Origin of the sequence: Luteibacter sp. UNCMF331Sha3.1, assembly GCF_900109915.1 — a bacterium.
Taxonomy (GTDB): Bacteria; Pseudomonadota; Gammaproteobacteria; order Xanthomonadales; family Rhodanobacteraceae; genus Luteibacter.
Map to the genome: position 1 here is coordinate 1,035,664 of NZ_FOBU01000002.1, position 13,322 is coordinate 1,048,985.

At 67.3% G+C, this 13,322-nt stretch carries 12 protein-coding genes; 7 read left to right on the forward strand and 5 right to left on the reverse strand.

From position 1 onward, the window contains the following. Positions 1–4 precede the first annotated feature (4 nt). The 4 genes from ykgO to BMX32_RS13190 form a co-directional block, all read right to left on the reverse strand. Complete coding sequence (gene ykgO, locus BMX32_RS13175) at positions 5–130, reverse strand: type B 50S ribosomal protein L36 (RefSeq protein WP_029213509.1); 126 nt, start codon at positions 128–130, stop codon at positions 5–7. A gap of 88 nt (positions 131–218) precedes the next feature. Further along, positions 219–1,133 (reverse strand): LysR substrate-binding domain-containing protein, encoded by a 915-nt coding sequence (locus BMX32_RS13180; protein WP_089979446.1) that lies wholly within the window; start codon positions 1,131–1,133, stop codon positions 219–221. A gap of 301 nt (positions 1,134–1,434) precedes the next feature. Beyond that, positions 1,435–2,070 (reverse strand): 3-oxoacid CoA-transferase subunit B, encoded by a 636-nt coding sequence (locus BMX32_RS13185; protein ID WP_029213507.1) that lies wholly within the window; start codon positions 2,068–2,070, stop codon positions 1,435–1,437. Between the two features lie 10 nt (positions 2,071–2,080). Continuing rightward, a complete protein-coding gene (locus BMX32_RS13190) occupies positions 2,081–2,800 on the reverse strand; it encodes a CoA transferase subunit A (RefSeq protein WP_029213506.1) in 720 nt (239 codons plus the stop codon). Between the two features lie 199 nt (positions 2,801–2,999). Here BMX32_RS13190 and gndA point away from each other — a divergent pair, with 199 nt between their 5' ends. Further along, a complete protein-coding gene (gndA, locus tag BMX32_RS13195; protein ID WP_089979448.1) occupies positions 3,000–4,412 on the forward strand; it encodes an NADP-dependent phosphogluconate dehydrogenase in 1,413 nt (470 codons plus the stop codon). 169 nt (positions 4,413–4,581) lie between these two features. After that, positions 4,582–6,915, forward strand: a complete 2,334-nt coding sequence (gspD, locus tag BMX32_RS13200; RefSeq protein WP_049808639.1) for a type II secretion system secretin GspD — start codon at positions 4,582–4,584, stop codon at positions 6,913–6,915. A 77-nt stretch (positions 6,916–6,992) separates the two neighbouring features. On the opposite strand, the gene BMX32_RS13205 is transcribed toward gspD, so the two are convergent. Next, entirely contained in the window at positions 6,993–7,340 is a 348-nt protein-coding gene (locus BMX32_RS13205) for a hypothetical protein (RefSeq protein ID WP_089979449.1), read from the reverse strand. 182 nt (positions 7,341–7,522) lie between these two features. Here BMX32_RS13205 and BMX32_RS13210 point away from each other — a divergent pair, with 182 nt between their 5' ends. The 5 genes from BMX32_RS13210 to BMX32_RS13230 all read left to right on the forward strand — a co-directional run bounded on the left by BMX32_RS13210 (position 7,523) and on the right by BMX32_RS13230 (position 13,315). Next, positions 7,523–8,212: an STN domain-containing protein gene (locus BMX32_RS13210; protein WP_089979451.1), complete on the forward strand. Its 690-nt coding sequence runs from the start codon at positions 7,523–7,525 to the stop codon at positions 8,210–8,212. Next, on the forward strand, positions 8,209–8,757 hold the full coding sequence (locus BMX32_RS13215; RefSeq protein ID WP_244511522.1) for an RNA polymerase sigma factor: 549 nt from the start codon (positions 8,209–8,211) through the stop codon (positions 8,755–8,757). Before BMX32_RS13210 ends, BMX32_RS13215 begins: the two co-directional genes overlap by 4 nt. A 5-nt stretch (positions 8,758–8,762) precedes the next feature. After that, entirely contained in the window at positions 8,763–9,734 is a 972-nt protein-coding gene (locus BMX32_RS13220; protein WP_089979452.1) for a FecR family protein, read from the forward strand. 156 nt (positions 9,735–9,890) lie between these two features. Next, positions 9,891–11,501 carry a ShlB/FhaC/HecB family hemolysin secretion/activation protein gene (locus BMX32_RS13225; protein WP_089979454.1) on the forward strand — a complete coding sequence of 537 codons (1,611 nt, stop codon included), beginning with the start codon at positions 9,891–9,893 and terminating at the stop codon, positions 11,499–11,501. A gap of 38 nt (positions 11,502–11,539) precedes the next feature. Continuing rightward, entirely contained in the window at positions 11,540–13,315 is a 1,776-nt protein-coding gene (locus tag BMX32_RS13230) for a DUF2341 domain-containing protein (RefSeq protein WP_089979456.1), read from the forward strand. Positions 13,316–13,322 lie beyond the last annotated feature (7 nt).

The window sequence follows — 13,322 nt, forward strand, 5'->3', positions numbered from 1 at the left end:
TGGATCAGCGCTGACGAGCCTTGAAACGCGGGTTGCTCTTGCAGATCACGAACACCTTGCCGCGACGGCGAACGACTTTGCAGTCACGGTGACGCGACTTCGCGGACTTCAAAGAGGAAAGCACCTTCACGGCCAGCTCCTGATACTTTACGAACGGGGAAAAACGGGATTGTAACGATCCGGCCGGGGTAACGCAAGCGCCCGACGCCGTTCGTCTTTCAGGTGAGTCCGAGCTTCGCCCGGGCTTCGCGGACGGTGCGAAGGAAACTCTCCAGCACCGGCGACGTATTGTCCACGCGGGACGCCACCGCGAGCAACAGGTGGGCGTCCGGATCGTCCACGGGCACGAAGGCGACCCCGTCCAGATGCACGGCCCGCAGCGAGGCTGGAACCAGCGCCACGCCCAGCCCGGCGGCCACGAGCGGCAGCAGCGACGGGATCTGCTGCGCTTCCTGCCGGAGGTTCGGCCGGAACCCTGCCTTGTCGGCCAGGAGCGCGAGGCGGTCCGTGAGGGTTACCGCGTGGGCGCGCGGCGGCGCGACGAAGCGCTCGGTGGCGAGCTCGGTCATGCGAACCGACGGACGCTTCGCGAGCCGGTGCGTGGCGGGCAGGGCGATCACGAGCGGCTCTTGGTCGATGACCTCCACGTTCAGCTGCCGCGCGTTGGCCACGCCTTCCGGGTGGGCACGCAGCAGGCCGACGTCGATCTGGCCGGAAAGGATGGCGTCGTACTGGTTGCCCGTGAGCATCTCGCTCAGATGCAGGCTCACGCCGGGTGCCGCATGTGAGAACCGGAGCAACGTTTCCGGCAGCGCGCGATGGAATGATACGGACACCGCATAGGCCAGTCTCAGCTGGCCGGTGAAACCCGCGGCCGCCTCGGCGACCACGGTCCGCGCGCTTTCCGCCCGCGCCAGGATCGCCCTGGCCTCGGCCAGGAACAGCCGGCCGGGCTCCGTGAGCGCGACGCGGCGGCGGTTGCGGTCCAGCAGGCGCACGCCGAGGTCGGCTTCGAGCGACTGGATCTGCTGGGACAACGGCGGCTGCGAGATATGCAGACGCTGCGCCGCCTGGGTGAAGCTCAGGGTTTCCGCTACTTCCACGAAGTAGCGCAGTTGGCGCAGGTCGAACATAGTCGTTTTTCGTATAAGTGGCCGCTGAAAGATATATTGGCCGGAAATTCCTAGGAATTCTATGATTCGTCTCGACCTACCACCAACCCCTCCCCCTGGGTCGGTAGGTCCCTCGCCCCGCATCGACGCTAACTACCGGCATCTGGCCTACCTCCCCCCCCGAGGCCCATGCTGAGGCGTCCTCTGCGGGGCGACTTTATTCCGAAGCCCCGGTCGTGAGACCGGGGCTTTTCGTTTTCGGTGGCAAGCCAGCCTGCCGGCTTCTCTGGTGGGAGCCAGCAGGCTGGCTCCCACCGAGCGCTCAGACGCGCGACGTGTAACCGCAGCCCGTCCGCTCGCGCACCGTCGCCTCGTCGACGTCGGGTGCCAGCTCGATCAGCACAAGCCCTTCCGCCGTCACGTCGAACACCGCCAGCTCGGTGATGATGCGGTTGACCACGCCCTTGCCCGTGAGCGGCAGGGTGCACTGCTCCAGGATCTTGGGCGAGCCGTCCTTCGCGGCGTGTTCCATCACGACCACCACGCGCTTCACGCCGGCCACGAGGTCCATCGCGCCGCCCATGCCCTTCACCATCTTGCCGGGCACCATCCAGTTGGCGATGTCGCCTTCGCAGGTGACCTGCATGGCGCCGAGGATGGAGATGTCGATGTGCCCGCCGCGAATCATCGCGAACGAGTCGGCGCTCGAAAAGAACGACGCGCCCGCGCGGGCGGTGACGGTCTGCTTGCCGGCGTTGATGAGATCGGCGTCGACTTCGTCCTCGGTGGGAAAGGGGCCGATGCCGAGCAGGCCGTTTTCGGACTGCAGCCATACGTCGACCCCGTCGGGAAGGTGGTTGGCCACCAGCGTGGGCAGGCCGATGCCGAGGTTCACGTAATCGCCGTCGGAGAGTTCCAGGGCGGCGCGTTGCGCCATCTGATCGCGGGTCCAGGCCATGGTGGTCTCCTTAAGCGCGCACGGTGCGCTGTTCGATGCGCTTGGACGGCGCGGGGTTGTGCACGATGCGGTCGACGTAGATGCCGGGCGTGTGGATCTGGTCGGGATCGAGTTCGCCGATCTCCACCATGATCTCGACCTCGGCGATGCAGACCTTGCCGGCCGTGGCGGCCATCGGGTTGAAGTTGCGCGCGGTCTTGCGATAGACGAGGTTGCCCGACGGATCGGCCTTCCATGCCTTGACCAGCGCCACGTCGGCGACGATCGAGCGTTCCATCACGTACATGTGCCCGTCGAACTCGCGGGTCTCCTTGCCCTCGGCCACCTGCGTGCCGTACCCGGTGCGCGTAAAGAAGGCGGGGATGCCGGCGCCGCCGGCGCGCAGCTTCTCGGCCAGCGTACCCTGCGGAGTGAACTCCACCTCGAGTTCGCCGGCGAGATACTGGCGTTCGAATTCCTTGTTCTCGCCGACGTACGACGACACCATCTTGCGGATCTGCCGCGTCGCCAGCAGCTGGCCGAGGCCCACGCCATCGATGCCGGCGTTGTTGGACACGGCGGTGAGCCCCTTGACGCCGGAATCGCGGAGCGCTTCGATCAGCAGCTCGGGGATGCCGCAGAGGCCGAAGCCGCCGACGGCGATCGTCTGTCCGTCGGCCACGAGGCCGGCCAGTGCTTCGTGAGCGGAGGCGACACGTTTGTCGCGGGAGTGCGACTTCACCTGGTTCATGCGTCATCGATCCTTCCGGACGGTCCGGCCGCCGGTTCGCCGGCCATCATAGCGGAGCGCGGCCGGGGCCGAGGCTGCCCTTTGGTCCAATCGCAGGCGGGAGCCCGCCGGTGTGGTTTCCTGCAATCACTGGCTCGTGGACGGCGTTTTGATGGGCGGACTTTCATCCTTGTCCCATCGCCCCCCGGAGAGCCCCCACGTGAGCAAGCAGAAGATCGGTGTGATCGGCATGGCCGTCATGGGCCGCAACCTCGCCTGGAATATCGAGAGCCGCGGCCACGCGGTGTCGATCTACAATCGCAGCAGGGAGAAGACCGACGAGGTCATGGCCGAAAGCGGCGGCAAGAAGCTCGTGCCGTCGTACAGCCTGGAGGACTTCGTCGATTCGCTCGAAAAGCCGCGCCGTATCCTGCTGATGGTGCAGGCGGGCGCCGGCACCGACGCCGTGATCGAGCAACTGCGGCCGTTGCTGGACAAGGGCGATATCCTGATCGATGGCGGCAACACCTATTACAAGGACACGGTGCGCCGCGGCGACGAGCTCGCGGCGGCGGGCCTGCACTTCATCGGCACCGGCGTCTCCGGCGGCGAGGAGGGCGCGCTCAAGGGGCCCTCGATCATGCCGGGCGGTCCGCGCGATGCGTACGACCTCGTGGCGCCCATCCTCACGGAAATCGCCGCGCGCGCCCCGGACGGCGAGCCCTGCGTCACCTATATCGGCCCGGGTGGCTCGGGCCACTACGTGAAGATGGTGCACAACGGCATCGAGTATGGCGACATGCAGCTCATCGCCGAGAGCTACGCCGTGCTGAAACACGTGCTCGGCCTCTCCAACGAGGAGCTGGCCGACGTCTATCGCGAGTGGAACGAGGGCGAGCTCGACAGTTTCCTGATCGAGATCACCTCGAAGATCTTCCGCCGCAAGGACGAGAAGACCGGCAAGATGCTCGTCGACGTGATCCTGGACCGGGCGGCGCAGAAGGGCACCGGCAAGTGGACCAGCCAGAGCGCGCTCGATCTCGGCGTGCCTCTCACGCTGATCACCGAGTCCGTTTTCGCGCGCGTGCTCTCGTCGATGAAGGACGAGCGCGTCGTGGCGAGCAAGGCGCTCGCCGGACCGGAGACGGGCGCGTTCTCCGGAGACCGCAAGGCTTTTATCGAATCCGTGCGTCGCGCGCTTTACATGAGCAAGATCATTTCTTACGCCCAGGGCTTCGCCCAGTTGCGTGCCGCGTCCGACGAAAACAAGTGGGATCTCCAGTACGGCGCCATCGCGAAGATCTTTCGGGCGGGCTGCATCATCCGCGCTCGATTCCTCCAGAAGATCACCGAGGCTTACGAGCACGACGCCGCCCTGAAGAACCTGCTGCTCGATCCCTACTTCCGCGACATCGCCCAGAACTACCAGGCGGCGCTGCGCGAGGTAGTGACGGCCGCCATCGGCAAGGGCGTTCCCGTGCCGGGCTTCTCGGCCGCCGTCGCGTACTACGACAGTTACCGTGCCGAGACCCTGCCCGCGAACCTGATCCAGGCGCAGCGCGATTTCTTCGGCGCCCACACCTTCGAACGCGTGGACGAGAAGGGCAGCTTCCACGCTGAATGGGCGTCGTAAGAACCTGAACAGGGCACCCGGCGGGTGGGCCGCCGGGTCTTCCATGCGATCTGTCGCACATCGTCTTCACGCGACGCTGGCGCTGTAACAACCCTCCCTTTAGAGTTGGCGCATTCGGCGGCACCCCACGGTGTGCCGGGCCGAGTCCAACGAGGGAGTACGTTGTTTCATGTTCAGAAGTTCGCTGATCGGCGCCACGGCGCTCGCGGTCGCTCTTGCCGGATGCTCGACGCTGCCGCAGCCCCGCGACGATGGTGCTCTGCAGCGCGAGGCGCTGGCCGGCACCGAAAAACCCGTCCCCCGACCCATCGTGGTCGGCACGACGAACCCGCCGGTGCAGCCGTCCCCCCAGCCCGACATCACCACGGGCACGGGTGAATTCGTCAAGGCGGTGGGCCTGCCGAAGCCGAAGCCGGTCGAGGCCGGCGCGGGTACGGTCACCTTCAATTTCGAGAACCAGCCGGTCGAATCGGTCGTGAAGGCCATCCTGGGCGATCTGCTGCACGAGAACTACTCGATCGTGCCCGGCGTGCAGGGCAACGTGTCCTTCTCCACGTCGCAGCCGGTGACCGCCGAGCAGGCGCTGCCGATCCTCGAGACCCTGCTCTCTTGGACGGGAAATGCGCTGGTCCGCTCGGGCGACCGCTACGTGGTGCTGCCGTCCAAGGACGCCGTCGCCGGCAACCTCGTACCGAGCATCGGGGCGTCGGCGCCTCCGGGGGGCCTGCAGGCACGTCTGTTCCCGCTGCACTTCATCTCGGCCACCGAGATGCAGAAGCTCATCAAGCCTTTCGCGCGTCCCGACGCCACGCTGCTCGCCGATCCCACGCGCAACGTGCTGGTCATGGCCGGCACGCCCAGCGAACTGGAGAATTACCAGCGCACGATCGCCACGTTCGACGTCGACTGGCTCCGCGGCATGTCGGTGGGCGTGTTCAGCCTCCAGCGCGCCGAGGTCAAGGACCTCACTCCGACGCTCGACAAGCTGTTCGGCGACAAGGGCAATACGCCGATGGCGGGCCTTCTGCGCTTCATTCCGATCGAGCGCACCAATTCGCTGGTGGTGATCAGCCCGCAGCCGGCTTACCTCGAAGAGGTGAAGAGCTGGATCGACCGCATCGATCGCGGCGGCGGCAACGAGCCGCAGCTCTACGTGTACGACGCCCGCAACGTGCAGGCGGCCGATCTCGCCAAGTACCTCTCCGACATCTACGGCGGCGGTTCCGGCAGCAACGGCGGCTCTGGCGACCGCGGCGGTCGCGTGGGCCCGGGTCTCACCTCCGGCACGCTCGGCGGCGACAACGACCTCGGCAATCGCGGCGGCTCCGGCCTCGGCAGCACCACGGGCGCCTTCGGTAACAGCTCGTCGAATTCGCAGGGCCTGCTGAACACCACGAACAACACCAACGGCGGCCTCGGTAGCAACTCCTACGGCTCGAACAGCGGTTCGTCGTTCGGCGGCGGTGGCGGGTTCGCCGGCAGCGGCTTCAACGACGACGACAATAATTCGAGCAATCGCAACAGCGGTCCGGTCACCACCGACGAAGGCGTGCGCATCACGTCCGTCGACGCCAACAACCAGCTGATGGTGCGCTGCCGTCCGTCACAGTGGAGCGAGATCGAGCAGGCCATCAAGCGCCTCGACGCGGTGCCGCTGCAGGTGCAGATCGAGACGCGCATCCTCGAAGTCGCCCTCACGGGCAGCTTCGAATTCGGTGTGCAATGGTACCTCGAGGGCCTTGTGGGTGGTACGAACGGTACCGTCGGCCAGCCCGGCAACAAGCAGCAGTGGGCATTGGGCGACGGCGGCAACGTGTTCCAGCAGGGCAAGGACGCGTTCTTCTATTCGTTCGTGAACAACAATCTCGCGGTCGCGCTGCGTGCCATCGAGAAGAGCGGCAACACCAAGACGCTGTCCGCCCCGTCGCTGGTGGTGCTCAACAACCAGAAGGCGCACATCCAGGTCGGCGACCAGATTCCGATCACGCAGACGTTCGTCAACACGAACGCCAACTCGGACAACACGATCGGCCAGGTGGAATACAAGGACACCGGCGTGATCCTGAACGTGCGTCCGCGCGTCAATCCCGGCGGTCTCGTGTACCTCAACATCAACCAGGTGGTGAGCGCGCCGGGCCTGCGCGATACGGCCACCGGCAATTTCCCGATCCAGCAGCGCGAGGTCGCCACGCAGGTGGCGGTGCAGAGCGGGCAGACGGTGTTGCTGGGCGGCCTCATCAAGCAGCAGGAAGGCATCAGCGACACGGGCATCCCGGGCCTGAACCGCCTGCCGGTCGTCGGCCGCCTCTTCGGCTCCACCGCGCGCAATCGCGATCGCACGGAACTGATCGTGCTGATCACGCCGCGTGTCATCAGCAATGGCGAAGAGGCGAAGCAGGTGACGGACGAATATCAGCGAAAGTTCGAATCGCTGCGCCCGTACCGCGCCGAAGCCGCACCCGCCCCGCGCCCGACGACGGTAACGGCGCCGCTGAAGCCGTAACCGGTGGGAGCCAGCCTGCTGGCGAAGGGTGCTTGCCGCGTGCACCCTTCGCCAGCAGGCTGGCTCCCACCAGTGCCTTAGCGAACCGGTGTGGCCATAGGGGTAGGGTAGGTGACCACCGGCCGATACGGCTGCACCGATCGCCTCAGATTCGTCCCCATCCGATTCCGCAATCCACTCGCGTTATAAAGCCCGAGACGATTCGTCGGGCTCTTCGTCACATCCCCATCGAGCACCGGCATCGGCGTCATGTCGCCCGTCATGCGCTGACTCAGGCACGCATACGACAAACCGACCGACGCCGCACCTGCCGGCTCGACGCATCCTGCGGTCGCGTGCACGCCTGGCAGGTCGACGGCGGCCTGCGCGATCGCCCCTTGCGACACGCAAACGCCCACCATCATCACAGCTTGCCGAATACGCATAGCTCTCTCCCTGCGTGCATGACGCATGGAATATCACGCACGCCAAGGGCTGTGAAGCGTCGGGCGCGTCGTGTCACGGAGCGGTCATTAATGCTGTCACGGTCATGGCGTCCGGCTGTCATCTGCCGAACCTAGCCTTCCGCGCAGGGCGCCACCCGTACCGCCACGCACGAGGAACGACCGTGACGCGCAGCGTGCTCATCGCGTGCATGGTGCTCTCGGCGGTGGTCGCGCCGATCGTGCACGCACAGGGAACGGACGTCAGGCCACAGGGGATGGAGCAGACGCATGCGCCGACGCGCTTCGACATCGATGCACAGCCTGTCGCCACCGCGCTGCGCGCATACAGCGAAGCGACGGGCATCGCGGTGCTCTTCGACGACGACCTCGTCGCAACCCGGCAGACCGACGGCCTGCACGGCATCGCCGATCCGCGCGATGCGCTGCGCATCCTGCTCGTCGGCACCGGCCTCGATGCGCATTTCTCCTCCATGAACGCATTCACCGTCACCGCGGCAGGAAACGTGCCGACAGGCGACGCGGTCGCGGCGACCGCATCCGTCGACGATGCGCGGTCGCTCGACGAGGCGTCCGCGCATCGCCTGCAGGCCGCCGTCATGCGCGCGCTGTGCGCCCGCCCGGACACACGCCCAGGCTCGTTCCGCCTCGCCCTCCAGATGTGGATCGACGAGGCCGGCGACATCAGCGACATTGCCGCCCTCGCGCCGTCCGACGACCCGGTCCGCGACACGCGCGTGCTGACCACCCTCCGTGCGATGCGGGTATCCCCGGCGCTGCATGCCGCCAGCCCCGTCACCCTCCTGCTGCGGCCGTCGGCCGCGACGGCCGCGTGCCGGGAGGCATCGACGTGACCGCCGGCACGGACACGTCGATGCTCGGCCTGTTCCTCGCCAACTACGAGGACTTCCGGCGTCGGCTCCGTCGTCGACTTCGCTCCGACGATCTCGTCGACGACGTGCTCCAGGAGACCTACCTCCGCGTCGAACGCCTCGACCCGGCGGTGGAGTGCGCCACGCATCCCACGGGATATCTGTTCCGCATGGCACTGAACATGGCCGTCGACCAGCGGCGCGCGGCAAGCTGGCTGCTCGGTGCCGAAGAGATCGACGACCTCATCAACGGCGTGGACGACACGCTCGACCCGCCGACCGTCCTCGCGTCGCGGCAGGACCTCGAGGCTCTCGGCGAGGCGCTGGACGCGCTGACGCGTCGCCAGCGCGACATCCTGATCGCGGCACGCGTCGACGAAGAATCGCAGGCGGCGATCGCCGCGCGCCACGGTATCTCGGTGCGCATGGTCGGCAAGGAACTGAAGAAGGCTCTGGAGACGTGCGCCACAAAAACAGGGCGTCGCTCGTTCCAGCGGTTCGGTCCGGGTGCGGGAGCTTCGTCTTGACTGACATGGCATCGACGCGCATCCACGAGAGCGACCGCCAGGCGCATGCCTGGCTCGTCCACCTGAAGTCGGGAACCGCCACGCGCGAGGACGCCGAGGCGTTCCGTCGCTGGTGCGACGCGAGCCCCGATCATGCCGAGGCGTTCATCCGCGCCCGGCGTCTGTGGGACGATCTCGGTCCCGCCGTCCGGACGCGCGCGGAGCGCAGGGAGCGCGAGCAGGCCGTGCCCCGTCGTCATGGCGTGCGGTCGGGCCGGCGCGCCTTTCTCGCGACCGCGATCGGTGCCGCGGTCGCCGCCGTCGTGCTGCTGCGGCACGGGCCCGCGCTCGGTCTGACCGGCGGGGGCGATGCGACACGGCTGCGTACCGCCGTGGGCGAACAGCGCCGCGTCAGGATCGCCCCGGATATCGAGCTCGAACTCAACACCGCGACGGAGGTGTCGCTGCGCACGCGCGACGGCGTCGTGACCGGCATGCGCCTGCGCAACGGCGAGGCGCTCGTGCACATCGCGCCATCGCACGCGGGCCCCTTCGACGTCGAGCTCGGCGACGGCACGCTGCTGGCGTCGCCCGGCGCCTCGTTCGCCGTGCGGTGCCTCGACGCCGCGGCGAGCGTCACCTGCCTCGATGGGGAGGCCGTCCTCGCGCGGTCCGGCGAAAAGACCGCCGTGAAGCCGTCGCAGCAGGTCGCCTTCGACAACGGCGGCACGGCGACCACGGTCGCGGTGAATCCCGCCACGGCGCTCGCATGGCGCGATCGTGTGCTGATCTACGACAACACGCCGCTCGACGACGTCGTCGCGGACATCAACCGCTACCGCCCCGGCCGCCTCGTCATCACCGATCGCGCGCTCGGCGAGCGCCGGGTGCATGCGCGCTTCACCCTCGACCAGATGGCCGAGGTGGCGTCGCTGATCCAGGATGCCTACGGCGCGCACGCTACCCATCTTCCGGGTGGCTGGGTGTTGCTCAGCTGATACGCCCCTGGTGTGGGAGCGGCCGAGGCCGCTCCCACACGGTTCGATGAATTTTTCGTGACATCGGTTCAGTGCGGTCCCTGTCGAGCCGTCTTGTGGGCAAACGGAACATCAGGGGACAGTCCGCGTGGCTACACGAGCAGTACGGGTGAACGCATGAGGCGTGCCGCGGCTTATCGCAGGGTGCATGCGCTCGCGCTCGCCATGTCGTTGAGCCTGCCGGCATGCGTCGCCGCGCAGGACGCGCCGTCGACGTTCGACGTGAACGAATACGTCGTCGATGGCAACACGACGCTTCCGGCGCTCGACATCGAGACGGCCGTCTATCCGTTTCTCGGTCCCGGCCGCACGATGAACGACGTCGGCGCCGCGCGGGAGGCCTTGCAGAAGGCGTATCAGGCCCGCGGTTACCAGTCCGTGGTGGTCGAGCTTCCGCAGCAACAGGTCAAGGGCGGCGTCATCCGCTTCCAGGTGACGGAGAACGCGATCGGTCGCGTGCGAGTCGAAGGGGCGACCTACCGGTCGCCGCGCGATATCCGCGACGCGGTGCCGGCGCTGTGCGAGGGCGAGGTGCCGGATTTCGCGAAGGCGCAGCAGCAGCTGACCGACGTGAATCGCCGCGGCGGCGCGCAGGTCGTCCCGGTGATCACCCCGGGCAGGTTGCCCCAGACGATGGATGTGACGCTGAAGGTCACCGACACGTCGCCGTTGCACGCGAGTCTGGAGGTCAACAACGACCACAGCGTCAACACGCCCGAGCTGCGCACCGTGGCCAGCGTGCGTGACGACAACCTGTTCCAGAAAGGGCACGCGGCGTCGTTCACTTACATCGTGGCCCCGCAGCACCGCGACGCGGCGGAAGTCTTCGCCGGCTCCTACCTCGTGCCGATCGATAGCGAATGGAGCGTCCTCGCTTCCGCCTACAAGTCGAACAGCAACGCCAACGCCGTGGGCGGCACGACGGTGCTGGGCAAGGGCAACGCGGTCGGCTTCAGCGTCATCCGCAACCTGCCGACGCACGGCGAGTACTCGCAATCGCTTTCGATGGGGCTCACGCGCAAGCACTTCGACCAGAACATCAGCCTCGCCGACCAGACCTCGAAGTCGCCGATCACGTATATCCCGCTCAACGTCGCTTACCAGGGCCAGTCGATCGGCGACACCACGGTCAGTACGCTCGCCATCGGCGGAACGCTCGGTTTCCGCGCCGGCGGCAGCAACGCCGCGGAGTTCGACAACCAGCGCTACAAGGCGCGCGCCAACTTCTTCTACCTGAAGCTCGACGGCGGCCACACGCGCACCTTCGAAAGCGGCTACGCACTCGCCGGCCGGCTCGGCGCGCAGCTGTCGAACTCGTCGCTGATCTCCAGCGAGCAGTACGCCGCGGGCGGCCAGAGCACGGTGCGCGGTTACCTCGAAGCCGAGCAGACCGCCGACCACGGCGTGATCGCCTCGGTGGAGCTGCGCACGCCGTCGATCGCCGCGCACCTCGGTACCTGGGTGAACGACTGGCGCTTCCATGCGTTCGTCGACGCCGCGCACCTCGTCTTGATGAACGCGCTGCCCCAGCTGGTGGACCCCGCCCACCCGGCCGCGGGTAGCACGCGCGTGACGAGCTACGACCTGTCGAGTGTCGGCCTCGGTACCCGTTTCCAGATCTTCAATGTCGCCACGGGCGCGTTCGAAATGGCCTATCCGTTCAAGGACGGTCAGGCCACGCGCGCGCACGACACACGCATCCATTTCTCACTCAAAGCGGACCTCTGACCTCCGGGTCGGACGACGTGCATCCAGAGGCTATCGCCGTGCTACGACGTATTCTCCTGACCAGTTTCTTCCTCCTCGGTGCGATCCCCGCCGCGCACGCCGACGCCTCGTGGTGGAACCAGGACTTCGCCTTCCGCAAGGCCATCACCGTCGACACGACGGCCAAGGGCGGCAACGTGACGGGGCAGGCCGGCCGCGTGCCGCTGCTGGTCCGCCTGCACTCGGGCAACTTCACGTTCGACGGCGTGTCCGAGACGGGTGCCGACGTGCGCTTCGTCGCGGGCGACGACAAGACGCCGCTGAACTACCAGATCGAGAGCTTCGACCCGGTGCTCGGTGTCGCGCTGGTCTGGGTGGACGTGCCGCAGCTCGCACCGGACGCGCAGCAGCAGGTGTGGATGTACTACGGCAACCCGAAGGCGCAGGGTGGCGAGAAGGCCGGTGCCGTGTTCGACGCCGATTACGCGGCGGTCTACCACTTCGAGGAAGCCGCCGGCACGCCCCCGCAGGACGCGACGGCCTATGCGAACAACGCGGTCGGTAACGACATCCTCACCGCCGACGGCATCGTCGGCAAGGCCGCCCGCTTCGACGGTTCGAAGATCGTGACGCTGCCCGGCAGCGTGTCCATGAACGTGGCCGAGGGCGGCAGCTTCACGTTCAGCGCCTGGGTGAAGCCGGACGCGGTCGCGCCCGGTCGCGCGCTGCTCTACGCGCGCCGCCAGGGCGAGCACCAGCTGCTGGTCGGCCTCGACGGCGGGGTACCGTTCGTGCAGGTCGACGGCAACACCAGCGCGCCGGGCGAACCGCTGAAGTCGGCCGCATGGGCGCACGTCGCGGTCGCCGCGAGCGGCAACGACGTCGCACTCTACGTCGACGGTCGTCCTTACGCGAAGCTCGAGACGAAGCTGCCCGCGATGACCAGTCCGGCGACCCTCGGTGGCGACGTGGCGGGGCAGGCGGAAACCTTCGTGCCGTTTGCCGGCATGATGGACGAGGTGCGCCTGTCGCGTGTGGCCCGTCCGGCCACGCTGATCGCGGTGGACGCGCAGACGCAGGGTGCCGAGTCGAAGCTCCTGACCTACGGCGCCGACGAAAAGCAGTCCGGCGTCGGCTTCGGTTATTTCGGTGTCATCGTGAAGTCGGTGACGATCGACGCATGGGTCGTGATCGGCATCCTGCTGATCATGGCGGCGATCTCGTGGCTCGTGATGTGGCAGCGCGCGGCCTACGTCAACAAGGTGACCCGCGCCAACGAAGATTTCCTGGACGCGTTCCGTGGTCAGGGCCGCAACATCCTCGCGCTCTCGCGCGATCCGACGGCGTCGCGCCTCCAGGACGCTTCGCTCTATCGCCTCTACAAGGTCGGCGCCGCCGAAGTGTGGAGCCGCCGCGACGAAGACGGCGTGGAGCACATCGCGTCGGAGTCGATCGAGGCGATCCGCGCCACCATGGATTCGGTGCTGGTCCGCGAGAACCAGGCGCTGGCGAAATCCATGGTGATGCTCACCATCGCGATTTCCGGCGGCCCGTTCCTCGGCCTGCTCGGTACGGTGGTCGGCGTGATGATCACCTTCGCGGCCATCGCCGCGGCCGGCGACGTGAACGTCAACGCCATCGCGCCGGGTATCGCCGCCGCTTTGCTGGCCACCGTGGCCGGCCTGTTCGTCGCGATCCCTGCGCTGTTCGGCTACAACTACCTACTGATCCGCAACAAGAACGTCACCGCGAACATGCAGGTGTTCGTGGACGAGTTCGTGACCCGCCTCGCCGAGCAGCAGCGCGTGGTCCGTCCCACGGCCGTCGCGGCGTAAGGGGCGC

Coding starts and splice junctions, on each gene's coding strand:
- BMX32_RS13180 (WP_089979446.1), bottom strand. CDS start 1,133: ATGTTCGACCTGCGCCAACTGCGCTACTTCGTGGAAGTAGCGGAAACC.
- BMX32_RS13185 (WP_029213507.1), bottom strand. CDS start 2,070: ATGGCCTGGACCCGCGATCAGATGGCGCAACGCGCCGCCCTGGAACTC.
- BMX32_RS13190 (WP_029213506.1), bottom strand. CDS start 2,800: ATGAACCAGGTGAAGTCGCACTCCCGCGACAAACGTGTCGCCTCCGCT.
- gspD (WP_049808639.1), top strand. CDS start 4,582: ATGTTCAGAAGTTCGCTGATCGGCGCCACGGCGCTCGCGGTCGCTCTT.
- BMX32_RS13205 (WP_089979449.1), bottom strand. CDS start 7,340: ATGCGTATTCGGCAAGCTGTGATGATGGTGGGCGTTTGCGTGTCGCAA.
- BMX32_RS13220 (WP_089979452.1), top strand. CDS start 8,763: ATGGCATCGACGCGCATCCACGAGAGCGACCGCCAGGCGCATGCCTGG.
- BMX32_RS13225 (WP_089979454.1), top strand. CDS start 9,891: ATGAGGCGTGCCGCGGCTTATCGCAGGGTGCATGCGCTCGCGCTCGCC.